This is a genomic window from Enterococcus sp. DIV0724b (assembly GCF_050531475.1).
GTDB classification, from domain to species: Bacteria; Bacillota; Bacilli; order Lactobacillales; family Enterococcaceae; genus Enterococcus_L; species Enterococcus_L haemoperoxidus.
The window spans coordinates 1,875,356-1,898,151 of the sequence record NZ_CP172890.1; the positions used below are offsets into that span (position 1 = coordinate 1,875,356).

Here is a 22,796-nt window from a genome sequence, read left to right on the forward strand (position 1 = left end):
CAACCAATGAATCAACAGGTTACTCCTTATCTTTTTTAGTTGTAAACAGCACGAATACCTCCAATCAATTTAGGACGACTACGTAAATAAGTCGTGTGCGCTCCTCCGATTTCTTTGATGGATGTTCTAACAGGAACTTGGACATGCTGGATATGCATCCCAATTGATGTATCGCCAATATCTATACCGCCTTGTGCAGTGATTTTTTCAACAACAACTGGATTTTGGAAAAATTGAAAAGCAGCCACTGCCACAGCTCCGCCTGCATGAAGAGCTGGGACGACAGAAACGATTTCAAACTGGTGGTGTTTGGCTATTTCTTTTTCAACAACTAGCGAACGGTTGATGTGTTCACATCCTTGTACAGCTAAATGAATTCCTTTTTTGGCCAACTTATCTTTAAGTGTAGAAACAATCATCTCGCCAATTTCTAAATTAGAGTTTTTACCGATTACGCCTCCACTGACTTCACTACTGCTGCAGCCAAGCACAAAAATATCACCTATTTCTAATTCGGCTTGTAGTAAATATTCGTCGAGACCTTGTACTAGTTGTTTTTGATAGCTGTTTAGGTTGTCCATTCACTTCTCCTCAACTTGTCTTATATTTTAGTTTATACTAACGGATATTTATTGATTCGTCAAAACGTAAAAAAAAGCACCCAAAAATTTGGATGCTTCATTTCGTGCTATTTACCATCTACAATATTCAAACGAACTTTTTTCGGTCCATCCACACGTACACTGTAAACAATGGTACGAATTGCTTTAGCAACACGTCCTTGCTTCCCAATAATACGGCCAATATCTTCAGGTGATACCGTCAAATTATACTCTAGAAAGACATCAGATTCCTCTATTTCTAATTTAACTAGCTCAGGTTGACTGACTAATGGGCGAACGATAGTTAAAACTAACTCTTTCACATCTGTCATTATCGGTCACCTTATTTCTTTTCAAGTTTAGCTTCGTGGTGTTTTTTCATAACGCCTTCTTTTGAAAGGATGTTACGAACAGTATCTGAAGGCTGAGCGCCTTTAGACAACCAGTCTAAAACTAAATCTTCTTTTAAAACTACTTCTGCAGGATCTTTTAAAGGATTGTAAGTTCCAACAGTTTCGATGAAACGTCCATCACGAGGAGAACGAGAATCTGCGACTACAATACGGTAAAAAGGACTCTTTTTAGAACCCATGCGTTTTAAACGAATTTTTACTGACATTTTATATATTACACCTCCATTAACTTAATCACAAATGTTAGTTTAACAGATTTTCAGCAAGCTGTAAAGAGTTTTTTCTTGACACCTTAAAAAAAGCTTTAAACTGCTGATTTCTAGCGCTTTTAGCTGCTTATGTGGTATAATTAATATACCTTGGCAGGGGCAATCAACAGTTGCTTAACGAAAATAAGCTATAAACAATGAAGAAGAATTTTCTTCTTTTGTTTATAGCTTATTTTTATATTATTTCCAAATATACGCTAACACTTGGTACTTAATTCTCAACTTGCTTTTTGGCAACCAATATCCAAGTTGCCACCAATAATAAAAGTACTCCGATTAAAACTAAGAGAGGTGACTTATTTTCTCCAGTCTTTAGTAGTTGTTGCTGATTTCTAGAGTTTTTTTCATTTTGAATGCTAGTGATACTTTGAGAAGCATTGGTTGTTTCTGTAGTGGATGTTTCACTAGATAACTCTGATTCTCTTGTCTCAGACGGAGTAACAGCTTCAATTAGATTTGCTCTGGCTGTTTTCAATTCTTGTGTTATCTGATTGATTTCATTGCGACTAACAGTTTCAGGCGTTTCTTTGGCTACTTGTATAAGTTTAATAGCTTCCGTTTTCTTATCAATCCATGTTTTCCAAGTTTCCGGCGTGTAGGCATCTTCTTTTAGTCCATCATTGTGTTCGATAATTGCTTCTAATTCATCGATATCGGCCGGTTTAGCAATTTCTTCTACTGTAACTAACCGCTCAACCAATAGTTCAGTAGCAGACTCTAAATCAGTTGGCATTGCGTCTTCGTTGTTTACAGCTGTTTGGGCATTCTCTTTAGCTTCTGTTAGTTTTTTGGCAGATGATTCAGTTAATTCGTCTAAATCAATACTTTCAACTTCATCGATTTTATCTGTGATACTATCGATGATTTGATTTACATCTCCATTTCCACTCCCACCATTTGCATAATTGGTTAAACTAGCGTTTCTTGATTGAACCATTCCAAACTCATCTAACGTATTGACCAGATTAACATATTTCACTGATGGATCAGTGACTTTTGTACTATAATTGACAACTGCTGACACATATCCTTTTAATCCGCTATAACTACCTAAATTTTCAAGGGATAATACAAAACCATTTAGAGTTGATTCTACTTTGGTTAGATCGCCTTCAAAGTTGCTTGGAAGTGGATATTTTTTTAAACTTTTTTTATCGACATCACGATAATTAACACTGAATGTACCGTTAAGCAGTTGTTGACCTGCTCCTAGGGTATCATTAATGATTGGCATTAACAGATTTTGTCCTGAATTATTGATCGAAATCGTCCAATTGATTTTTTGAGGATCGATTGAATCGAATTTACCACTTTTAAAAATAGTCGTAGGATTCGTAATACCAGTACTGACACCACTCGTTTTATTTACCATAAGTGTAAGATCACTTGTCGTACCATTAACAGGTATTGGAATTTCGTTATCTCCATCTATTGTTTGGTCATTTACAAGTTTTACCCAGAAAAAGAATTGGCCGTTGATCGCATTGTGATTGCTTACATATTGATTGAATATCACGGTAACCTTGTTTGTTGCTCGATCGATTTTTGCTATACCAATTTCACTCCCCATTTTACTAAGTAATGGAAAGTCACTGTAGTTTACCATTTGTAAAATAGCCGGTAGTTCAAACGTCAACGCATCACCTGCTTGAGCTTCATCTGGTAGAGAAAATGAGTAATTTACTTTGATTTTATCGCTATTTTTCACTCGATGAACGAGATTATTAGCAATATCTGTCAGACTTACACTAGTTAACAACTCAGACCCGTACTCTTTTTTTACTTTTACAGTTGGTTGAAGATTTATTTGGTTTTCAATGCTACTTTCTTCAGTTGAGAGTGTTGTGCTATCACTATTCGTTGTGGCGCTGATTTTAGATTGAGGTTCCTTATTTTCGGTACTTGAGATTGTATGTGTTTCAATCGTGCTAGAGCTGTTCTCTACTGCTCTTGTTTTCGTAGAAATACCAATGACCAGCAACCAAAAAATACACAAAAAAGCACTAATTTTAGCAAATCGTTTAACACTCATCATCATTTTATCCCTCGTTTTTCTAAAAATTTTGTTGCTTTAATTATATAGAGGATACATATTGCTGAACATTGATTTGCTTATAACATTCTGATGATTGCTCTAAAGATCGATTTCTTGCAAAAACAATCTTCTCGGCTTAAAATAAAATAAACAACGTTATTTATTGAATGGAGGAAAGATTTATGAAGAAAAAAATCGGTTTTTTTGTCGGAAGTTTGAGAAAAGATTCTTATAGTAAAAAAGTGGCCGTTGCCATATCCAGTTTATTCCCAGAAGATTATGAACCTGTTTTTATCGATTTACATGAATTAGAGATGTACAATCAAGATTTGGATGACGAAGGTACGCCTCCTGCTGCTTGGACGAAATTTAGAGAAGAAGTAAAAACACTGACTGGTCTTGTTTTTGTCACACCAGAATATAATCGCTCTGTTCCTGGTGTTTTAAAAAATGCTTTGGATGTTGGTTCACGTCCTTATGGTCAAAATGTATGGGATGGCAAACCAGGACTAGTTGTTAGCGTGTCCCCTGGCGCATTAAGTGCTTTTGGTGCAAATCATCATTTACGCCAATCATTGGTTTTTCTTAATGTTCCGACCTTACAACAACCAGAAGCATACATCGGCAATATAGTAAATCTAATCAACGATGATGGGACGATTGCTGAAAACACCATGAGTTTTTTCAGAACAATTGTTGATGCTTATCTTGCTTTTCTAGAAAAAATAGTTGATTAAAATTAAATAGTCTAAACCAAACTTAAATAATGTTTTGGTTTAGACTATTTTTTACTTTATTTCGTCATATCGGAAGCATGTTGTTACATGATCATTGATTATCCCAACAGCTTCTAAAAACGCATAGATGATCGTACTGCCTACAAACTTAAATCCTCTTTTTTTCAACTCTTTGGTTATTCTGTCTGATAGTTCATTTGTTGTAGGTATCTCCAGTTGATTTTGATAAGAATTTTTCAAAACGTGTTGCGCATTAAAACTCCATAAATAATTGGAAAAAGAACCAAACTCATTTTGGATCTCAATAACTTTTTGAGCATTATAGATTGCTGCTTCGATTTTTCTACGATTACGGATAATGCCTGGATTATTCATAAGTTCTTCGATTTTTCTTTCATCGTAATAAGCAACTTTTTTTATATCAAAATCATCAAAAGCGGCATCAAAGTGGTTCTCTTTATTCAAGATAGTTTGCCAACTCAAGCCAGCTTGGTTGATATCCAATACTAGTTTTCTAAACAGGCGCTGATCATCATATACTGGAACTCCCCAAATCGTATCATGATAGAGTTTCATTTTTTTATTCTCTTGCGCCCAAGAACATCGCTGTTTCACCTTTTTCTCCTCCAATAGCTAAATTTTATTTTTAAAACTTTTCTTTATTTTAGCAAAATTTTCAAGAAAACGTTTATAATATAAAATTGGTTACTCCATTATTCCCTTCTGCTGATCTATGGCACAATTACTGGTCCATCTCAATTATAAAAAGAAAGCATACCAGAATCTATGATTTTGGTATGCTTTCTTTTCTACGTTACTTTTTCTTTTTTTTCTTTTTCTTGTTTTTCTTCACCATGCGATTCATGGCCATTTTTCCTAGTTTACCTTTGATGCCTCCACCAAGCATTTGATCCATACCAGGAATATCCATATTTCCTTTGGACATTTGCTGCATCATTTTTTTGGATTCTTTGAATTGTTTGATCATCCGATTGACTTCAACTACATTATTACCTGAACCTGCAGCAATTCTACGGCGACGGCTTGGATTTAATAAATCAGGATTTTCACGTTCAGCGGGTGTCATAGAAAGCACCATTGCTTTTTTACGTGCCACATCTTTCGGATCAACTTTGACATTTTCTAAGCCAGGCATATTGTTCATTCCTGGAATCATTTTTAACAAGTCTTCAATTGGTCCCATACCCATTACTTGATCTAATTGCTCAATAAAGTCATTAAAATCAAAGCTGTTTTCTTTCATTTTTACTGCAAGTTCTTCAGCTTTTTTCTCATCATAATCTTGTTGGGCTTTTTCAATCAATGTTAACATATCGCCCATACCTAAAATACGGCTAGACATACGATCTGGATGGAAAATTTCTAAGTCAGTAAGTTTTTCACCTGAACCGATGAATTTGATTGGTGCGCCTGTAACGGAACGAATAGAAAGTGCCGCACCACCTCGAGTGTCTCCATCGAGTTTGGTGATAACCACACCAGTGATTCCTAATTGCTGATTGAAACTTTCAGCAACATTAACTGCATCTTGACCGGTCATTGCATCAACGACAAGCAAGATATCATCGGGTTGAGCGATATCTTTGATTTGTTTTAGCTCATCCATCAACGTCTCATCAATATGCAGACGACCTGCAGTATCGATTAGGACGTAATCATTTTTCTTTTCTTTAGCCAATTCCATCCCTTGACGTACGATTTCTACAGGACTTGTCTCAGTCCCCATATCGAAAACTGGTACATCCAATTGTTGGCCTAAAACTTTCAACTGGTCAATCGCTGCTGGTCGATAAACATCGGCTGCAATCATCAATGGACGTGCATTTTCTGTCTTGATCAAATGATTCGCTAATTTACCGCCAAAGGTTGTTTTACCTGCTCCTTGTAAACCAACCATCATGATCACGGTTGGAATGCGTTCGGACTTATTTAGGCCAACTGTTTCTGACCCTAATGTTGCTGTTAATTCTTCATCAACGATTTTAACGATTTGTTGCGCTGGTGATAAGCTTTCAAGAACTTCTACACCAACTGCACGGTCACGAACTCGTTTTGTAAAATCTTTAACAACTTGTAAATTTACGTCGGCTTCTAATAACGCCAAGCGAATCTCTCTCATCATTTCTTTTACGTCAGCTTCAGATACTTTCCCTTTACGACGTAATTTGCTCATTGCCTGTTGTAGGCGATCTGTTAAACTTTCAAAAGCCATAATCTCATTCCTCTACTTCTTGTATTTGTTCTATATACTGTATGATTGTTGTATCTTTCGGATAGGTTTCGTTCACGTAGCTTTTAAGTGTTTCTAGTAACTCTCCACGGACGATATAATCAGAAAATAGATGAAGTTTTTTTTCATATTCTTCTAGGATCTTCTCGGTCCGTTTGATGTTGTCATAAACTGCTTGGCGGCTGATATCGTATTCTTCAGCAATCTCGCCTAATGAGAAATCATCCGCATAGTACATCTCCATATAATTCATTTGTTTTTCTGTCAACAAAGTAGAATAAAATTCAAACAACGCATTCATTCGATTGGTTTTTTCAATTTCCATAGTTGTTACTCCTATCTTCAATCCCTTTTAGGTTACCGATTTCAGAGCGATTAGTCAATAGTTCTTATTTGATTTTCGAGGATTTTTTTAAAGATTTGATCAATTGATCATAATAACTTTGCAGATTAGTACAAAAATCCTTTTCAGAAAAAAATTCTTCGATTATTTTTTGACATCTCTACTTTTCATGATCGACCACTGTTTGCCAATCATTTTCCGAAACGACCTCAAGACCTCTGGAAATAAAATAAGCCGTTGCAACCCCTGCGCCATTTCGATGATTGCCAGAAAATGTACCATCGTAAATACTTTTACTTCCGCAAGACGGACTATTTTCTTTTAAAATAATCGATGTGATATTTTGTTCAACTAGTTTTTGATGGGCTGTGATTGCCCCTTGTTTGAATAGAGTGGTCATGTCTTCCCCAGTTTTCGTAAGTACTTTTGCATCACCATTCCAAACGTCAAATCCGTCTCCACCGCTAATTTCAGCAGATTCTCGAGGAATTGGTAAGCCACCTAAGACTTCTGGACAGACAAGCATTGCTTGGCCATTCTCTACTAATTTTTTTAAGGCAGTGATTTCTTTTGCTTGGCCATCATAGCGACAGCAAACCCCACCAAGACATGCGCTAATTCCAATCATTGGCTTCCCTCATTTCAATCTTTTTTATTATACCATTTCTTTGGCTTTGAAAGTAGTTTTAGAAACATTCCATAAAGTTTTTGATAGCTGTGAATCTATGATAAAATAACCTTGTGTTTATTTCGTATTTAAAGGAGCCAAATAGATGAAGAAAGTACTAGTTGTTGACGACGAACCGTCGATTGTAACGTTGTTGACATTTAACTTAGAAAAAGACGGCTATGAAGTAATATCGGCAGAAGATGGTGCAGTCGGTTATGAGTTAGCCCTGTCCAATCAATTTGATTTTATCATTCTAGATGTTATGTTGCCGAACATGGATGGCTTAGAAATCACAAAATCACTACGTAGGGAAAAAGTTGACACCCCTATTTTGATACTGACCGCTAAAGATGATCAAGTCGATAAAATCATCGGGTTAGAAATCGGTGCTGACGACTATTTAACAAAACCCTTTAGTCCTAGAGAAGTTTTAGCCAGAATGAAAGCGATCTTCCGACGTCTGAAACCTACGTCAGCTAAATCAGAAGAGTTTAGCGAGACGGCTAAAGCACCTTTGGTATTAGGTGAAATCAGCGTTGATGAACAAAACTATGAAGTGAGCGTTCGTGGCGAAAAAATTGAGTTAACGCCAAAAGAATTTGAATTACTCGTCTACTTTATCAAACGGAAAGATCGCGTGATTGATCGAGATACTTTGTTAGATCGAATTTGGAACTATGATTTTGCAGGTCAAAGCCGTATTGTTGACGTCCATGTCAGTCATTTAAGAGATAAAATCGAAATTGATCCAAAGCGACCTGCCTACTTAGTCACAGTTAGAGGGTTTGGCTATCGTTTTCAGGAGCCTAAAAAATGAAAAAACGCCAACGTATTGAATATTGGGTAGTTGGAATTATGATGCTTGCTTTATTTGTAGGTAGTATTTTTTTAACAAACTATTTTTTTAAAAAGGAATTATTGTCCCAACAGGAAGAGTACTTACAAAAAAAAGGGACATTGATTCTCGACCAGCTCTCTCCTGATTTGTTTTTAACACAACATTTTTCAGATCAAGAAGAGAAGCTTATTGAACATTATTCAACTGATAAAAATGAGCGTTTGACATTGATGAACGCCAAAGGGGATATTTTTTACGACAGTCTTGATTCATCACTGCAGGAATCAAGACGTAATCGTCCTGAAGTTAAGGCAATTCTTTCTGGTGCTGATTTCGGCTCTGCCTTGAGAAAAAGTGCGACTTTAAAAGAAGAATTACTTTACTTAGCATTGCCTGTCGATAAAAATGGTGAATTAATCGGTATTATTCGAATGTCAGAAGAAACGACACAGTTTTCTAATAGTATCCGATCATTTAGGCGCTATATTCTGTTTACTTTAGGCATTTTATTTTTGATTATTACGGCTTTCGTCTTTTTATTACTTCATCAGAAAAATGAACCTTTGGTGACAGTTTTACCCGTGTTGAAAAAAATTGTGAAATATCCAGATGAAGCGCGATCGATCATCCAAGATTCACCAGAATGGAATGAATTATATCAAACGGTCAATCTCTTGAGTCAACAAATGAGCCAAACATATTTGGCTTACACATCCACTGATGAACAATTTCACGCCTTACTGGATGAACTGATGATTGGTGTTTTTATTATTGATGTTGATGGAAAGGTTCAATTGATCAATCCTAAGATGACTGAAATTTTAATGATTGAGAAAAATGATGCCGGTAAAGATTATTTTGAAGTGATCAAAGAGCCTGCCCTGATCCATTTGATTCATCAAGTTATCACAGAAAAAAGTTCGGTACATCAAGAAATAAAACTAACTGACTCATTGAATGAAACGATTTTAGATATGTCTTTACGTTATATAGAAGAAGATGGAAATGATTACCAAGTTTTGGGAATTGCTTATGATTTAACCCGTGTTAGGCAATTAGAAAAAATTCAAAAAGACTTTGTTAGTAATGTTTCACACGAGTTAAAAACACCCGTCACTTCTTTACTGGGCTTTACCGAAACCTTATTAGACGGTGCTAAAGATGATCCTGAAACCTTATCACAATTTTTGGAGATCATGCAAAAAGATGCTTTGCGCTTACAACAACTGATTCAGGAAATTTTACAGCTTTCTCGTGATGGAAAAAACATTTCGTATGATGACCAAGAAGTTGCCATGCTTCCTTTCACACAAGAAATTCTGCGTTCTTATCGTAAAGCAACAAAAGAAAAACATCTAACAATCGAAATTCTTGGGGATGAATCAATAACTTACACAACAAAGTACGAACTTTTCTATCCGATCGTTAAAAATTTGATTGAAAATGCAATTCAATATTCTCAATCTGACGGGACGATCACCATTGATTTTGGATTCTCTGATACATTCTTTTTCACAGTGAAAGATTTGGGCATCGGGATTAGTTTAGAAGACCAAGAAAGAATTTTTGAGCGTTTTTACCGAGTAGATAAAGCAAGAAGCCGGCATTCTGGTGGAACTGGTTTAGGTTTATCGATTGTGCATAATTATACTGAATTATTAGGTGGAACAGTCACGATCGACAGTCATTTAGGCCTTGGCTCAACGTTTGTAGTAAAATTACCAAAAAATGATTAAATCAAAAAGAGGCGGATGTTTTCACATCCAGCCTCCTTTTGATTCTTTAGGGGGAAAGAACTTATTTTTTAGTGATGGTACCTGTTACGTCTCTTTCAACTTTCATTGCTGTGATTGGTAAATAGCCTAATTCTTTGACTACACCGTCTTGAACATCATCTGTCAGCATGAAATCTAAAAACGCTTTTACATCATCATCCGGTTGACCTTTTGTATACATATGTTCATAAGACCAAATTTTCCAAGAATTATCTGCAACATTCTCTTCTGTTGGTTTTACATCATCAATACTTAGTGCATCTGTTGATTCATCCATGTAAGAAAAAGCAAGATAACTGATTGCTCCAGGTGTTTGGGACACAATTTGACGAACAGTTCCTGATGAGTCTTGTTCTTGAGATTGGACAGCTTTAGCGCCATCTAGTCCCCATTTTTCAAAAGTTGCTCGCGTTCCGCTTCCACTTGGACGATTGATTACTGCGATTTCTTGATCTTTTCCGCCTAGGTCTTTCCAGTTTTTAATTTTTCCTGAAAAAATATCAATCAATTCTTGTTTGCTAATGTTTTTAACGCCAACTTCTTTATTGACCACAGGACCCATTCCCACAACGGCAACACGATGATCAACAAGTTTTGACGCATCTACACCAGATTTTTCTTCGGCAAAAACGTCAGAATTTCCAATCGTCACAGCACCATCAGCGACTTGAGAAAGTCCAGTTCCACTACCTCCGCCCTGAACTGAAATTGTGTAATTAGCATGTTCAGAAACAAATTGATCTTTCGCTGCATCTACTAATGGTTGTAAAGCGGTTGAACCAACTGCTACGATTTTAACAGGTTGATTACTTGTACTTCCGCTATCGTTAGATTTATTACTACTGTCACCAGTTGCAGCCCCTTGATTGCCACACCCTGCGATTAAAAGTCCTACACTTAACACAATTGCTGATAATAAACGTTTCTTCATTTTTACACGTCCTTTTCAATTAGTTACAAGCTTAGTTTAACAGCGGTGTGTTAATTCTGTTTCAACGTTCTGTAAATAATAAGTAAAGGAATGTAAAGGTTCTGTTGAGACGAAAAAACAGTTAAGCGATTGCTCGCTTAACTGTTCGTTTTGATATAATATCCGATTCGTTTCATTGCTTCTTTTAATGTCGCTAAGTCTGCCGCATAGCTGATTCTTACATAGCCTTCTGCTTCTTTACCGAAAGCAACTCCTGGAATGATCGCTACTGCTTCTTGCTTAGCTAAATCTACACAGAATTTCATAGAATCTTGTTGGTATCCTGCAGGAATTTTCGCAAAAATATAAAAGGCACCATTCGGTCTGGCTACTTCAAACCCAAATGAAGTCATTTGCTCATAAACAAAATCTCGGCGTTCTCGGTATTCTTCTTTCATTACTGCTGCATCATTCATTCCTTCAACCAACGCTCTAACTGCTGCTTTTTGAGATATTGTAGAAGCCGCTGTGACTAAATATTGATGAACTTTGATGATTTCAGCAATCAAATTCTCTGGTCCAAAGATAAATCCAATCCGCCAGCCCGTCATCGCATGTGATTTTGATAGACCATTGATCAAAATAGTTTGTTCTGGAATAAATTCTGCGATGGATACATGCTGGTCTTCATAGGTTAATTCACTGTAGATTTCATCACTGATCACGAAGATTGAATAGTTTTTCAATACATCTGCAATCGCTTTGACTTCTTCACGATTATACGTTACACCAGTTGGATTGCTTGGGTAATTTAGAATAATTGCTTTAACCTGATCGCCATGTTCTGACATCGCAAGCTCAATCATTTCAGGTGTCAATACAAAATCATTTGATGTAGTATCAATATAGATTGGTTCTGCTTGAGCCAACGTAATCACTGGTTCATAGCCCGGATAGATTGGAGCTGGCATCAAAACTTTATCGCCAGGTTCTAAAATAGAAAGTAAACTTGCAGAAATCGCCTCAGTTGCTCCCACAGTTACTAAAACTTCAGATGCTGGTTGATAACTGACCCCATATTTTTCTTTCATAAAAAAAGTGGCTGCTTCACGAACATCCATCAACCCTGACATACCTGAATAATGCGAAAAATTATTTTCGATTGCATCATGTGCTGCTGTTTTTACATGTTCAGGAGTATTAAAATCTGGCTCTCCCAACGTCAATTTTATAATGTCTTCAATATCACTTACTTGTTCGTCAAATTGGCGAATCGTCGAAACGGCGATTTTATATACTTGTTTATTAAATCTTTTCGTTAAATCCATCAAACCATCTCCTCTTACTTATTCCCCCGACCATTGACAATTAGCCTTAAACCGTCACGCATGATCAAAACAAAAAAGTTGTAGTCATTTTTTCTTGATGGAATTATAATAGCATAATTTAGCCTAAAATGAAATTTGTATTTCAAAAATGCGTATTTTCTTTCCAAATCCACATATTTATCTTGCGAAACCTTCTTTGCTTCTTTATAGTTATAAGAAATGAAAGGAGAGAACGACATGAAAGGCATTAGAAAAATCACTCCTTATGTTCCAGGAGAACAACCTAATTATTCAGATATGATCAAATTAAACACAAATGAAAACCCTTATCCACCTTCTCCAAAAGTCACTGAGGTACTGAGAAATTTCGATGCTGAACATTTAAAAAGATATAGCTCTATTGATAATTTTTCTTTAAAAAAAGCATTGGGGATAAAGCACGGATTATCTCCTGAACATTTTTTGATTGGCAATGGATCGGATGAAGTGTTAGCTTTTTGTTTCCTTGCTTTTTTCAATAGTTCAGATCCTATTTTATTTCCGGATATCACCTATGGTTTTTATAAAGTTTGGGCTGATCTTTTTCAGATCCCATTTAAAGAGTTGGCCTTAAACAGTCACTTTGAAATAGCTGTAGAAAATTATAACCAGCCAAATGGTGGGATAATCATTGCTAATCCAAATGCACCAACAGGTTTATTCAAACCACTTGTAGAAATCGAGCATTTATTGAAAGAAAATCAAGAAGTTATTGTGATCATCGATGAAGCCTACATTGATTTTGCTGGTCAATCGGCTATTAAACTTTTAGATAAATACCCAAATCTAATCATTATTAGAACCTTTTCAAAATCAAGCTCTTTAGCGGGTTTACGCGTTGGTTATGCTATTGGTAATCCAAAGTATATTCAAATTGCGGAAAGTATCAAGTCTTCTTTTAATCCTTATTCAGTTGATATGTTAGCAGAAAATTTAGCTGTTGCTGCCGTTGAGGATAAAAAATATTATGAAGAAATAACGAAAGATATTTGTGCAACTAGAGATTGGTTTACAAAAATCATTGAACAATCAGGATTTCGTTCTCTCGTCTCAAAAACAAACTTTGTTTTACTGACTCATCCTGATTTGGTCATTGAAGAGTTATACCATTATTTAGAAACTCACGACATATTTGTTCGTTATTTTCCAAAGATCGAACGATTGAACAATTATTTACGCGTTTCGATGGGGACACGTGAGGAAATGGAAAAAGTTTATCAATTAATGATTAACTATGTATTAGCATCAAAAAAATAACAAAATAATAAACATGTATTCATTTGTTTATACTTAAACTAAAAAATCATCCTCTTTTGAAGGATGATTTTTTTATGCTGTAAATACATAAACTTGTTCAATTGGGATTCTAGAACAAGTTTTCTTTGTTTCAAAACAGCTGTTTCAACTCTTTTATAAAAAATTGACCAATAGTACTAATGGTTTTATTTTTCTGATAGAGAACACATATTTTATTGTTTGTACTTTCCGCTAATGGAACTAACCGAATTTCTTTTTTGGTAAATCCAGTGACCACACCTGATCCTGATGCATAGGCATCTGTCTCTACTAATAAATTCATCAACGTTCCACGATCATTTGTGTAAATCACTGTTTCTTGTTCTTGATTTTCAATTAGATCTTCTGAAAAATAAGCAAAATTGCTCCCTTCTTGCGTAAAACGAACTTGGGGATAGCAACATAATTGTTCCAGTTTGATTTCTTTTTGTTTTGCCAATGGATGATTTTTTCCAAGAAAAATATGGGTTTTAAAGCTTCCAACAACTTCATATGTTAAATTTGCCTGCTCTAAATACCGCTCAATACCTGATTGATTTTGACTATTTAAATAAATAATACCAAGTTCACTATGGTAACTTTTTACGTCTTCAATTACTTTTAAAGTCGTTGTCTCAAATACGCGAAAATTTTTATATTGGTCTTTAAATTGCTGGATAACTTTCCCCATCACTTCGCCTAAAAAATCATAGTGCTGAGAAGAAATTGAAAAACGTTCACTCTTAGTCACTTCTTGATAGCGATTTTCAATTATTTCCATTTGAGTCAAAATCTTTTCCGCATGTTCTAAAAAGGTCAACCCCTCTTCAGTCAAAGAAGCACCTTTATTGGTACGAATAAATAAGGTTACACCAATTTCTTCTTCTAATTCACGAATTCCATTTGAAAGACTTGGTTGCGTGATGAATAGTTTCTTTGCAGCTTCTCTGAAACTACCATTATTCGCAACAGCTACAACATATTTCATTTGTTGAATATTCATAGAGGCCCTCCGTCTTATTCAGAAAAATAGATTTTACGTCCATTCAATGCTTGGACTGGTCGATTGTTGAAAGGCAACATTCCTTCATCAATTCGCGCAAAAAAATCTTGATCCATTTTTTGAATAGAATCGAAAACAAACCAATGAACAGGTCCCTTAGTTGGCGGTGTTGTTAACGAACCTAAGTAATGAAAATGAGATTTTTGTTCAGGTAAAAAAATTGAAGGATCAAACCACTGTTGATGCGTTTGTGAGTTCCATTTGAGAGTCGTTTGATTTTTTGAAAATTTATTATCATCTGTAGTAATGGTAAATAAACAACCCACAACTAAATTATCCCCAGAATTATTCATATGAACAAGATGAAATTCCAAGGGCGCATGTTCTCCATCAAAGGTATGCTCGCTTGGTGTGTGAAAATGAATATCTGTTAAATAATATTTTTCATCTTCAAAAATTACATAGCTTTCTGTATTTGGTGGAACAAAGTGAAAGGTATTTTTAAACTCTTTTTCTGTAAATTCTTCTATTTTATAACAAAAATCAATCGCTCTGCTTGCAGAGACACCATTGATCAAATTTTTTGATAAATTAACAGGCGATTGATAAGGATATTTAGCTCCCGTCGAAAACCAATCACAAAGCGTGTGCCAATGCTCCGGTCCAAGCTCTCCTTCGTATCCCCATTCCACGTCCATATTTCGAATATTTTTCATCAAACCCCACCTTCTAATTTTATCATTTGAATAACTGTATACTAATTATCAATATCAGTCAATTTTCAAAAGCGATTTTGCTCTTTTTATAATGGAAGTATACCACAGCTTAAGAAATCCATCGATTAAGAAAAAAGTATAACTTTTGAATATATAATCAAAAATCATACTTTTTATCGTCTAAATTATTTAGTTAACCAATTTTCTGGATCTTGTTTCCACTCTTTTAATAAAGCAACATCTTTTTCTTCAATATAATTAGATTCTAAAGCCGCATCAATCAATGTTGAATAATTTGTTAATGTCATTAAATTCATTTTGTGTGCTGCAAATTTTTCTTTGCCTTTTGGTAATTCATAAGTAAAGATCGCTGCAACACCTAAAATGTCTGCGCCTTCACGTTCTGCCGCAGCTGCAGCTTCCAAGACACTTCCACCTGTTGAAATCAAATCTTCAATTACAACCATTTTTTGTCCTTTAAAGATCCGTCCTTCGATTTGATTGCCTTTGCCATGCTCTTTCGCTTTACTACGAATATAAACCATAGGTAAATCTAAAATATCTGCTACCCAAGCAGCATGGGGAATCCCAGCGGTTGCTGTTCCAGCAATAACTTCCACATCTGGATAGCTTTGTTTGATTTTTTCTGCTAAGCCTTTAGCAATCTCCTTACGAACAACTGGATAACTCATAGTGATTCGATTATCACAATAAATCGGACTTTTGATTCCACTTGCCCATGTAAAAGGTTCGTTTGGGCTTAGAAATACCGCTTCAATTTCTAATAAATCTTTGGCAATCCTTTTAGCTAGTTCTGTCATTTTATTTCTCCATTCCACTCATTTTTGATTGATTGATACGCTTCATAAGGGTCTTCAGCTTGTGTGATTGGTCGACCTACTACAATATAAGTTGAACCGATTTTTCTTGCATCGGTTGGTGTCACTACTCGTTGTTGATCTCCAACCTCACTACCGCTTGGACGTATTCCTGGTGTTAAGCAAACAAATTCCTCACTTGTCGCTTGATGAATGTCTTGCGCTTCTAATGCGGAACAAACTACTCCATCCAATCCGGCCTTTTCCGTACATTTTGCATAATGGAGCACACTCTCTTTTAAAGGGACTTCAATCAATTGATCTTGCTGCATTTCTTTTTCGCTTGTTGAAGTAAGTTGTGTCACAGCAATCAAAATAGGCACTTTTGCGCCCTCTTCCGTTCCTTTTTTCAGTCCATTTTTAGCTGCTTCCATCATCTTGACACCGCCAGCAGCATGAACATTCGTGATATCCACACCAAGCTTCGCTAAGCCAATCATTGATTTTTCAACGGTATTTGGAATATCATGTAATTTTAGATCAAGAAAAACAGAATGACCCAACCCTTTCAGCCAACGGACGATTTCAGGTCCTTCTTGATAAAATAACTCCATTCCTACTTTGACAAATAATGATTCTTTCTTAGGAAAATTAGCTAAAAATGCTTCTACTTCCATTTTTATAGGGAAATCTAACGCGATGATCGGTCGTTGACTCATAGATTTTTCGCCTCTCTAACTTCTTTGATTAATTGCTCTAATGACTCGATTCCAAGTTCTGCCATCTTGCTAGGCAACGCATCGATCAGTTTGGGACATATATATGGATCAGTAAAATTAGCAGTTCCAACAGCTACTGCACTTGCTCCAGCCATAAACATTTCTAAGACATCGTCCTCCGTTTGTACACCACCCATACCGATGATCGGCAAGTTGGAAATCTGAGAAACTTGATGGATCAAACGAATTGCAACGGGCTTGATAGCAGGACCTGATAATCCTCCTGTTTGATTGGCCAAAACCGGACGACGGGTCTTTAAATCAATCCGCATCCCTAAAAGTGTATTGATCATTGAAAAACCATCCGCACCTCCAGCTTCAATTGCTTGTGCAACTGGCACAATATCTGTCACGTTTGGAGAAAGCTTTACATAAATCGGGACTTTCGATACTTTTTTCACAGCTTGTGTTAATTGAAAGGCAACATCTGGGTCCGTTCCAAAGGCAATACCGCCATGTTTTACATTTGGACATGAAATATTTAATTCGATTGCTTTAACATTTGGTGCGTCCCCAATTTTACTGCAGACTTCCACATAATCTTCTTCACAAGCTCCGGCAACGTTCGCAATAATCGGTACATCATACGCTTCTAATGCAGGGAGTTTTGTATTCATGACCACATCCAAACCTGGATTTTGTAACCCGATTGCATTTAGCATACCACTTGGTGTTTCTGCCACTCTTGGTGTTGCATTGCCAAAACGTGCCTGTGGTGTCGTAGCTTTGATCATGATCGAACCAAGTTTTCCCAGATCGTAATACTTAGCATATTCTTCACCAAATCCAAAACAACCACTAGCAGGAATAATAGGATTTTTTAATTCTAAACCCGGAATACTAATTGCTAACGAATTTTTCATCATAAAACCACCTCGCTGGCTCTAAAAATTGGCCCTTCATCACAAACTTTGACACTTTTTGTTCCAGTTTCATCATCAGGCACATGGCAAACACAGGCATAACAAGCACCCATCCCACAAGCCATTCGTTGTTCTAGTGAAAGAAAAACATTCGGATTGTCAGAAAATACTTGGGCGATCATTTTTAACATTCCATTAGCACCGCAAGCATATACTGCATCAGGTTGCTCTTTTTGAACAGCATCCAACAAAAGGTTGCCGACATTTCCTTCAACGCCAAAAGAACCATCGTCCGTTGCAAAACGCGTGTCACCTAAAGCAATAAATTCATCTTGAAAATAAGCGACTTCTTTAGAAGCATAGCCAAGAAAATGAACGACTTCGATCCCTCTTTGCTTCAATTGCTTGGAAAGTTCGTACATTGGTGGAATACCTATCCCACCACCAATCACATATGCTTTTTGGCCTGCAGTCAAGCACTCGACATCAAAACCATTTCCCAAAGGCCCCATAACATCTAAAGTGTCACCAGTTGTGAGTTCAGCAAAAACTTTGGTCCCGTCACCTTCTGTTCGATAAATAATCGTACAGGTCTTTGCTTCTTTATCTATTTGATTGATACTGATTGGTCTTCTTAAAAGCATATCTGCCCTTGGAACTTTTATATGGATAAACTGCCCAGGTTTTTCCATTTCGTTGACTAAATCACCTGTCAACGTCATTTGGAAAATCCTAGGTGCTAATTGTTGCTGAGAGATGATTGTCATTATTTCCTGTTTCATTTATTCCGCTCCTTTACAACATGAGGTTGAGAAAAAACGCTGAGCTCTTTTGTTTACAAAGGGTCCGTTTTTTCTCACCTTTTATTTAGATTTAGATAGACTCAGTTGAAAATGCCCGTGATTCTAGGACTTTCAGGATTGCCTCAGCTGTGTCTAATGATGTAAACAATGGAACTCCATGTTCTACTGCTTCACGGCGAATCAAAAATCCATCTTGATTTAGATCCGAACGATTTTTATCCATCGTATTCACAACAACTTGCGCTTCACCACTACGGATTAAATCTAGAACTGTTTCCCCGCCTTGATTTATTTTAAGAACGGTTTTCACTGATAACCCATTATCTGCAAGAAAATCTGCGGTGCCTTTTGTTGCAATTAAGCTATAACCGATTTCATTGAAGCGTTTTGCTAATGCCAGTGCTTCTTCCTTCGTTTCATCAGCTATAGTGAATAAGACAGCACCAAAACTTGGTAAGTGTAGTCCAGAAGCTTCAAAAGCTTTGTATAGTGCCTTTTCTAAACTATAGTCAGAACCCATTACTTCACCAGTTGATTTCATCTCAGGTCCTAAGTAGGTGTCTACTTTTTGGAGTTTGGTGAATGAGAATACCGGCGCCTTGATGTGTACTTGCTTACTTTCAGGATATAAACCATCTTGATACCCTAAATCGGTAAGTTTCTCTCCAAGAATTGCTTTTGTCGCTACCTGAGCCATTGGAATTCCTGTGATTTTACTTAAAAATGGCACTGTTCGACTTGCTCGAGGATTGACTTCAATCACATAAACTTTCTCCTCGTGGATTACAAATTGAATGTTCATCATACCAACGCAATTAAGCCCGATTGCTAGTTTTCTAGTATAATCAGCTATTGTTTGTTGAATCTCTTTTGATAAAGTTTGCGGTGGATAAACAGCCATTGAATCTCCAGAATGGACACCTGCACGTTCGATATGTTCCATGATGCCTGGGATTAAAACGGTCTGACCATCACAAATGGCATCAACTTCACATTCTTTTCCTAGTAAGTAGCTATCCACTAATACTGGATGTTCAGGTGAAGCTTTTACAGCATTACGCATATAATCTTCCAAATCCTTTTGATTCTCTACAATTTCCATTGCCCGTCCACCAAGGACATAACTAGGACGAACTAAGACAGGATAACCAATTTTATTGGCAACAGCCACCGCTTCTTCAGCACTTGTTGCAGTATCTCCAGGAGGTTGAGGAATGTCCAATGCTTGTAATGCTTGCTCAAATAAGTCGCGATTTTCGGCTCTATCCAAGTCTTCAATCGATGTTCCTAAAATCTTGACACCCTGTTTTACTAAAGGTTCAGCTAAGTTGATTGCTGTTTGACCGCCAAACTGAACAATAACACCTGTCGGTTGCTCTAATTCGATCACGTTCATAACATCTTCTAGTGTTAACGGTTCAAAATAAAGTTTATCTGAAATCGAGAAGTCGGTTGAGACAGTTTCTGGATTACTATTCATAATAATTGCTTCAAAACCAGCTTCTTGAATCGCTTTTACAGAGTGAACAGTTGCATAATCAAACTCCACTCCTTGTCCGATTCTGATTGGTCCTGAACCTAGAACTAGTACAGAAGGTTTCTCGGAGCGAATACTTTCGTTTTCATATTCATAAGTACTGTAAAAATACGGTGTTTGAGATTCGAATTCTGCCGCACAAGTATCGACCATTTTATAGACAGGAAGAATTTTTTGTTCGTGACGATAATCTGCAACAGCTTGCTCATTCAATTGCCATAGTTCAGCAATTTTTCTGTCAGTAAACCCATTTTGTTTGGCTTCTTTTAGAATCTCAACATCTTTGATATTTTCTGTTAATGCTGTTTCCAACTCGAAAATGTGAAGTAGTTTATCTAAGAAGAATAAATCGATTTTGGTAAGCATCGCTAAATCTTCGATTGTGAAACCTCGACGAATTGCTTCTGATAGATAAAACAACCGATCATCTTGCGCTTTCACGATTTTTTCAGTTAATAACTCATCGCTGACATCTTTTATTTCTTTTAGCTCGTTATGATATGCTCCGATTTCAAGTGATCGGACTGCCTTTAACAAGGACTCTTCAATGTTACGGCCAATTGCCATGACCTCACCAGTCGCTTTCATTTGAGTCCCTAAACGGCGTTCGCCTTTTTCAAACTTATCGAAAGGCCAGCGTGGGATTTTTGCTACGACATAATCTAAAGCTGGCTCAAATTCTGCATATGTTGTTTCAGTGACTGGATTTTTCATTTCATCTAATGTTAGACCCACAGCAATTTTTGCTGCTAATTTAGCGATTGGATAACCCGTTGCTTTACTCGCTAATGCGGATGAGCGTGAAACACGTGGATTCACTTCAATAACGTAATAGTTGAAACTGTGAGGATCTAAAGCTAATTGAACATTACAGCCACCCTCTATTTTTAAAGCTCGGATAATTTTCAAAGATGCATCACGGAGCATTTGATATTCATGATCAGATAATGTTTGACTCGGTGCAAAAACGATTGAATCCCCTGTATGGATTCCCACAGGGTCGAAGTTTTCCATGTTACACACAACGATTGCGTTATCAGCTGAATCACGCATCACTTCATATTCGATTTCTTTAAAGCCAGCAATACTTTTTTCAATCAAACATTGGGTTACAGGAGATAATTTCAGACCATTTTCAGCGATGATCCTTAGTTCTTCTTCATTATCACACATCCCACCACCAGTACCGCCTAAGGTAAATGCAGGACGCACGATAATTGGATAACCAATCGTATTCGCAAACGCTACCGCTTGTGCCACTGTATTAACAATTTCACTTTCAGGAATCGGCTGATCTAAGTCTTCCATTAACTGCTTAAACAAATCGCGGTCTTCTGCTTGATCGATCGCATTTAATTTTGTTCCTAGTAATTCTACATTAAGTTCATCTAAAATACCTGAAGCAGCTAATTCCATCGCCATATTCAGTCCTGTTTGACCTCCCAGCGTTGGCAATAATGCATCTGGACGTTCTTTTCGTAAAATACGTGAAACAAATTCCAAAGTAATCGGTTCAATGTAAACCTGATCCGCAATTTCTTTATCTGTCATGATTGTTGCTGGGTTTGAATTGACCAAAACAACTTCATATCCTTCTTCTCTTAAAGCAAGACATGCCTGCGTACCCGCATAATCAAATTCCGCCGCTTGGCCAATGATGATTGGACCTGAACCGATAACCATGATTTTTTTAATGTCTGTTCTTTTTGGCATTAGTCTTGCTCCTTCCATGCATCCATTAATTCCATAAACTCATCAAACAAATGAAGGCCGTCGTGTGGTCCTGGTGCTGCATCAGGATGATACTGCACCGTAAAAGCTGGATGTTGACGATGTCTAACGCCTTCAACAGAACCATCATTTACTTCAACATGGGTAACCAACAATTTTTCAGGATCGACGGTTGTTTCATCCACTGCATATCCATGATTTTGCGAAGTGAAGTCGATTCTTCCTGTTGCAATTTCTCTGACAGGATGATTTAATCCCCGATGACCAAATTTCATTTTGTAAGTGTCAGCTCCATTTGCTAAAGCAAATAGTTGATGCCCTAGACAAATTCCAAAAATCGGCACTTTCCCTTGAATTGCTTGAATCATTTCGATTGCTTCTGGCACATCTTTAGGATCTCCTGGTCCATTCGTTAGCATGACACCATCTGGAGAAAGTTCTAAAATCGTTTCAGCAGGCGTATTATAAGGTAAAACTGTCAAATTACAATGACGTTTTGATAACTCACGTAATATGCTATGTTTCAATCCAAAATCAACTACCACAACATTACGGCCGATACCTGGACTTGGATATGGTTTCGTTGTGGACACCTGAGCCACTTGATTTTTAGGTAAAACTGTTGCTTTGAGCTGATCAAATTCATGGGTCAAATCATCGTCTGCATCAACAAAAGCGGCTTTCATTGTTCCGACTGAACGAAGTTTTCTTGTTAGCGCACGTGTATCAATTCCTGAAATTCCAGGAATCCCTTTTCTTTTCAAAAATTCATCTAATGTCATTTGTGCACGCCAATTTGAAGTAAGTCTGGCATGTTCTTTGACGACTACACCTTTACAAGTTGGGGAGATTGATTCATAATCATCGCGATTGACACCATAATTACCAACCATTGGATAAGTAAATGTAATAATTTGACCATTGAAACTTTGGTCAGTGATTGCTTCTTGATAGCCTGTCATGCTTGTTGTAAAGACGACCTCTCCAACAACATTAACATCTGCACCAAACGCTTTTCCTTCAAAAACGGTTCCGTCTTCTAGTATCAATAGTCGCTTCAA

The 22,796-nt window shown here is 36.7% G+C and carries 22 protein-coding genes; 4 read left to right on the plus strand and 18 right to left on the minus strand.

Annotated features, from left to right (window positions below; genetic code table 11):
- Positions 1-35 precede the first annotated feature (35 nt).
- The 4 genes from IGJ02_RS08630 to IGJ02_RS08645 form a co-directional block, all read right to left on the minus strand.
- The gene (locus tag IGJ02_RS08630) at positions 36-581 is read right to left on the minus strand and encodes a TIGR01440 family protein (RefSeq protein WP_430601724.1); all 546 of its coding nucleotides are present in this window, start codon (positions 579-581) and stop codon (positions 36-38) included.
- A 107-nt stretch (positions 582-688) separates the two neighbouring features.
- On the minus strand, positions 689-934 hold the full coding sequence (locus tag IGJ02_RS08635) for a KH domain-containing protein (protein WP_010761444.1): 246 nt from the start codon (positions 932-934) through the stop codon (positions 689-691).
- 11 nt (positions 935-945) lie between these two features.
- A complete protein-coding gene (gene rpsP, locus IGJ02_RS08640; RefSeq protein ID WP_010761445.1) occupies positions 946-1,221 on the minus strand; it encodes a 30S ribosomal protein S16 in 276 nt (91 codons plus the stop codon).
- Positions 1,222-1,495: 274 nt separating this feature from the next.
- Positions 1,496-3,322 carry an Ig-like domain-containing protein gene (locus IGJ02_RS08645; RefSeq protein WP_430601725.1) on the minus strand — a complete coding sequence of 609 codons (1,827 nt, stop codon included), beginning with the start codon at positions 3,320-3,322 and terminating at the stop codon, positions 1,496-1,498.
- Between the two features lie 179 nt (positions 3,323-3,501).
- On the opposite strand from IGJ02_RS08645, the gene IGJ02_RS08650 reads away from it, so the two are divergent.
- Positions 3,502-4,056, plus strand: a complete 555-nt coding sequence (locus IGJ02_RS08650) for an NADPH-dependent FMN reductase (protein WP_010761447.1) — start codon at positions 3,502-3,504, stop codon at positions 4,054-4,056.
- 51 nt (positions 4,057-4,107) lie between these two features.
- Here the strand turns inward: IGJ02_RS08650 and IGJ02_RS08655 are convergent, their stop codons facing one another.
- From IGJ02_RS08655 to IGJ02_RS08670, 4 genes are all read right to left on the minus strand, one after another.
- Entirely contained in the window at positions 4,108-4,671 is a 564-nt protein-coding gene (locus IGJ02_RS08655) for a DNA-3-methyladenine glycosylase I (RefSeq protein WP_010761448.1), read from the minus strand.
- A 199-nt stretch (positions 4,672-4,870) separates the two neighbouring features.
- Positions 4,871-6,289, minus strand: a complete 1,419-nt coding sequence (ffh, locus tag IGJ02_RS08660; RefSeq protein ID WP_010761449.1) for a signal recognition particle protein — start codon at positions 6,287-6,289, stop codon at positions 4,871-4,873.
- A gap of 4 nt (positions 6,290-6,293) precedes the next feature.
- Positions 6,294-6,632, minus strand: a complete 339-nt coding sequence (locus IGJ02_RS08665) for a putative DNA-binding protein (protein WP_010761450.1) — start codon at positions 6,630-6,632, stop codon at positions 6,294-6,296.
- 178 nt (positions 6,633-6,810) lie between these two features.
- Entirely contained in the window at positions 6,811-7,278 is a 468-nt protein-coding gene (locus tag IGJ02_RS08670) for a DUF523 domain-containing protein (protein WP_430601726.1), read from the minus strand.
- A 145-nt stretch (positions 7,279-7,423) separates the two neighbouring features.
- On the opposite strand from IGJ02_RS08670, the gene IGJ02_RS08675 reads away from it, so the two are divergent.
- Entirely contained in the window at positions 7,424-8,137 is a 714-nt protein-coding gene (locus IGJ02_RS08675) for a response regulator transcription factor (RefSeq protein WP_010761452.1), read from the plus strand.
- On the plus strand, positions 8,134-9,894 hold the full coding sequence (locus IGJ02_RS08680; RefSeq protein ID WP_430601727.1) for an ATP-binding protein: 1,761 nt from the start codon (positions 8,134-8,136) through the stop codon (positions 9,892-9,894). The genes IGJ02_RS08675 and IGJ02_RS08680 overlap by 4 nt, the downstream gene beginning before the upstream one ends.
- Before the next feature lie 61 nt (positions 9,895-9,955).
- Here the strand turns inward: IGJ02_RS08680 and IGJ02_RS08685 are convergent, their stop codons facing one another.
- Entirely contained in the window at positions 9,956-10,864 is a 909-nt protein-coding gene (locus tag IGJ02_RS08685) for a phosphate ABC transporter substrate-binding protein PstS family protein (RefSeq protein WP_010761454.1), read from the minus strand.
- A gap of 137 nt (positions 10,865-11,001) precedes the next feature.
- Positions 11,002-12,171: a pyridoxal phosphate-dependent aminotransferase gene (locus IGJ02_RS08690; RefSeq protein WP_430601728.1), complete on the minus strand. Its 1,170-nt coding sequence runs from the start codon at positions 12,169-12,171 to the stop codon at positions 11,002-11,004.
- A 237-nt stretch (positions 12,172-12,408) separates the two neighbouring features.
- Here IGJ02_RS08690 and hisC point away from each other — a divergent pair, with 237 nt between their 5' ends.
- On the plus strand, positions 12,409-13,467 hold the full coding sequence (gene hisC / locus IGJ02_RS08695; protein WP_430601729.1) for a histidinol-phosphate transaminase: 1,059 nt from the start codon (positions 12,409-12,411) through the stop codon (positions 13,465-13,467).
- Positions 13,468-13,597: 130 nt separating this feature from the next.
- Here the strand turns inward: hisC and IGJ02_RS08700 are convergent, their stop codons facing one another.
- From IGJ02_RS08700 to IGJ02_RS08735, 8 genes are all read right to left on the minus strand, one after another.
- Complete coding sequence (locus IGJ02_RS08700) at positions 13,598-14,488, minus strand: LysR family transcriptional regulator (protein WP_010761457.1); 891 nt, start codon at positions 14,486-14,488, stop codon at positions 13,598-13,600.
- A gap of 14 nt (positions 14,489-14,502) precedes the next feature.
- Complete coding sequence (locus IGJ02_RS08705) at positions 14,503-15,204, minus strand: carbonic anhydrase family protein (protein ID WP_010761458.1); 702 nt, start codon at positions 15,202-15,204, stop codon at positions 14,503-14,505.
- A 185-nt stretch (positions 15,205-15,389) separates the two neighbouring features.
- Entirely contained in the window at positions 15,390-16,025 is a 636-nt protein-coding gene (gene pyrE / locus IGJ02_RS08710) for an orotate phosphoribosyltransferase (protein WP_430601730.1), read from the minus strand.
- Positions 16,022-16,741: an orotidine-5'-phosphate decarboxylase gene (pyrF, locus tag IGJ02_RS08715; protein WP_430601731.1), complete on the minus strand. Its 720-nt coding sequence runs from the start codon at positions 16,739-16,741 to the stop codon at positions 16,022-16,024. Before pyrF ends, pyrE begins: the two co-directional genes overlap by 4 nt.
- Entirely contained in the window at positions 16,738-17,667 is a 930-nt protein-coding gene (locus IGJ02_RS08720) for a dihydroorotate dehydrogenase (RefSeq protein ID WP_430601732.1), read from the minus strand. Before IGJ02_RS08720 ends, pyrF begins: the two co-directional genes overlap by 4 nt.
- Positions 17,664-18,446 (minus strand): dihydroorotate dehydrogenase electron transfer subunit, encoded by a 783-nt coding sequence (locus IGJ02_RS08725; protein ID WP_430601733.1) that lies wholly within the window; start codon positions 18,444-18,446, stop codon positions 17,664-17,666. The genes IGJ02_RS08720 and IGJ02_RS08725 overlap by 4 nt, the downstream gene beginning before the upstream one ends.
- 91 nt (positions 18,447-18,537) lie before the next feature.
- On the minus strand, positions 18,538-21,717 hold the full coding sequence (gene carB / locus IGJ02_RS08730; RefSeq protein WP_430601734.1) for a carbamoyl-phosphate synthase large subunit: 3,180 nt from the start codon (positions 21,715-21,717) through the stop codon (positions 18,538-18,540).
- The gene (locus tag IGJ02_RS08735) at positions 21,717-22,796 is read right to left on the minus strand and encodes a carbamoyl phosphate synthase small subunit (RefSeq protein WP_430601735.1); all 1,080 of its coding nucleotides are present in this window, start codon (positions 22,794-22,796) and stop codon (positions 21,717-21,719) included. The genes carB and IGJ02_RS08735 overlap by 1 nt, the downstream gene beginning before the upstream one ends.

Bases quoted from the DNA above. Each gene is read 5' to 3' on its own strand.
- pyrE (WP_430601730.1), bottom strand. From the start codon at position 16,025: ATGACAGAACTAGCTAAAAGGATTGCCAAAGATTTATTAGAAATTGAA.
- IGJ02_RS08685 (WP_010761454.1), bottom strand. From the start codon at position 10,864: ATGAAGAAACGTTTATTATCAGCAATTGTGTTAAGTGTAGGACTTTTA.
- IGJ02_RS08665 (WP_010761450.1), bottom strand. From the start codon at position 6,632: ATGGAAATTGAAAAAACCAATCGAATGAATGCGTTGTTTGAATTTTAT.
- hisC (WP_430601729.1), top strand. From the start codon at position 12,409: ATGAAAGGCATTAGAAAAATCACTCCTTATGTTCCAGGAGAACAACCT.
- carB (WP_430601734.1), bottom strand. From the start codon at position 21,717: ATGCCAAAAAGAACAGACATTAAAAAAATCATGGTTATCGGTTCAGGT.
- ffh (WP_010761449.1), bottom strand. From the start codon at position 6,289: ATGGCTTTTGAAAGTTTAACAGATCGCCTACAACAGGCAATGAGCAAA.
- pyrF (WP_430601731.1), bottom strand. From the start codon at position 16,741: ATGAGTCAACGACCGATCATCGCGTTAGATTTCCCTATAAAAATGGAA.
- IGJ02_RS08720 (WP_430601732.1), bottom strand. From the start codon at position 17,667: ATGATGAAAAATTCGTTAGCAATTAGTATTCCGGGTTTAGAATTAAAA.
- IGJ02_RS08650 (WP_010761447.1), top strand. From the start codon at position 3,502: ATGAAGAAAAAAATCGGTTTTTTTGTCGGAAGTTTGAGAAAAGATTCT.
- IGJ02_RS08725 (WP_430601733.1), bottom strand. From the start codon at position 18,446: ATGAAACAGGAAATAATGACAATCATCTCTCAGCAACAATTAGCACCT.
- IGJ02_RS08705 (WP_010761458.1), bottom strand. From the start codon at position 15,204: ATGAAAAATATTCGAAATATGGACGTGGAATGGGGATACGAAGGAGAG.
- rpsP (WP_010761445.1), bottom strand. From the start codon at position 1,221: ATGTCAGTAAAAATTCGTTTAAAACGCATGGGTTCTAAAAAGAGTCCT.
- IGJ02_RS08680 (WP_430601727.1), top strand. From the start codon at position 8,134: ATGAAAAAACGCCAACGTATTGAATATTGGGTAGTTGGAATTATGATG.
- IGJ02_RS08630 (WP_430601724.1), bottom strand. From the start codon at position 581: ATGGACAACCTAAACAGCTATCAAAAACAACTAGTACAAGGTCTCGAC.
- IGJ02_RS08700 (WP_010761457.1), bottom strand. From the start codon at position 14,488: ATGAATATTCAACAAATGAAATATGTTGTAGCTGTTGCGAATAATGGT.
- IGJ02_RS08690 (WP_430601728.1), bottom strand. From the start codon at position 12,171: ATGGATTTAACGAAAAGATTTAATAAACAAGTATATAAAATCGCCGTT.
- IGJ02_RS08670 (WP_430601726.1), bottom strand. From the start codon at position 7,278: ATGATTGGAATTAGCGCATGTCTTGGTGGGGTTTGCTGTCGCTATGAT.
- IGJ02_RS08635 (WP_010761444.1), bottom strand. From the start codon at position 934: ATGACAGATGTGAAAGAGTTAGTTTTAACTATCGTTCGCCCATTAGTC.
- IGJ02_RS08675 (WP_010761452.1), top strand. From the start codon at position 7,424: ATGAAGAAAGTACTAGTTGTTGACGACGAACCGTCGATTGTAACGTTG.
- IGJ02_RS08645 (WP_430601725.1), bottom strand. From the start codon at position 3,322: ATGATGATGAGTGTTAAACGATTTGCTAAAATTAGTGCTTTTTTGTGT.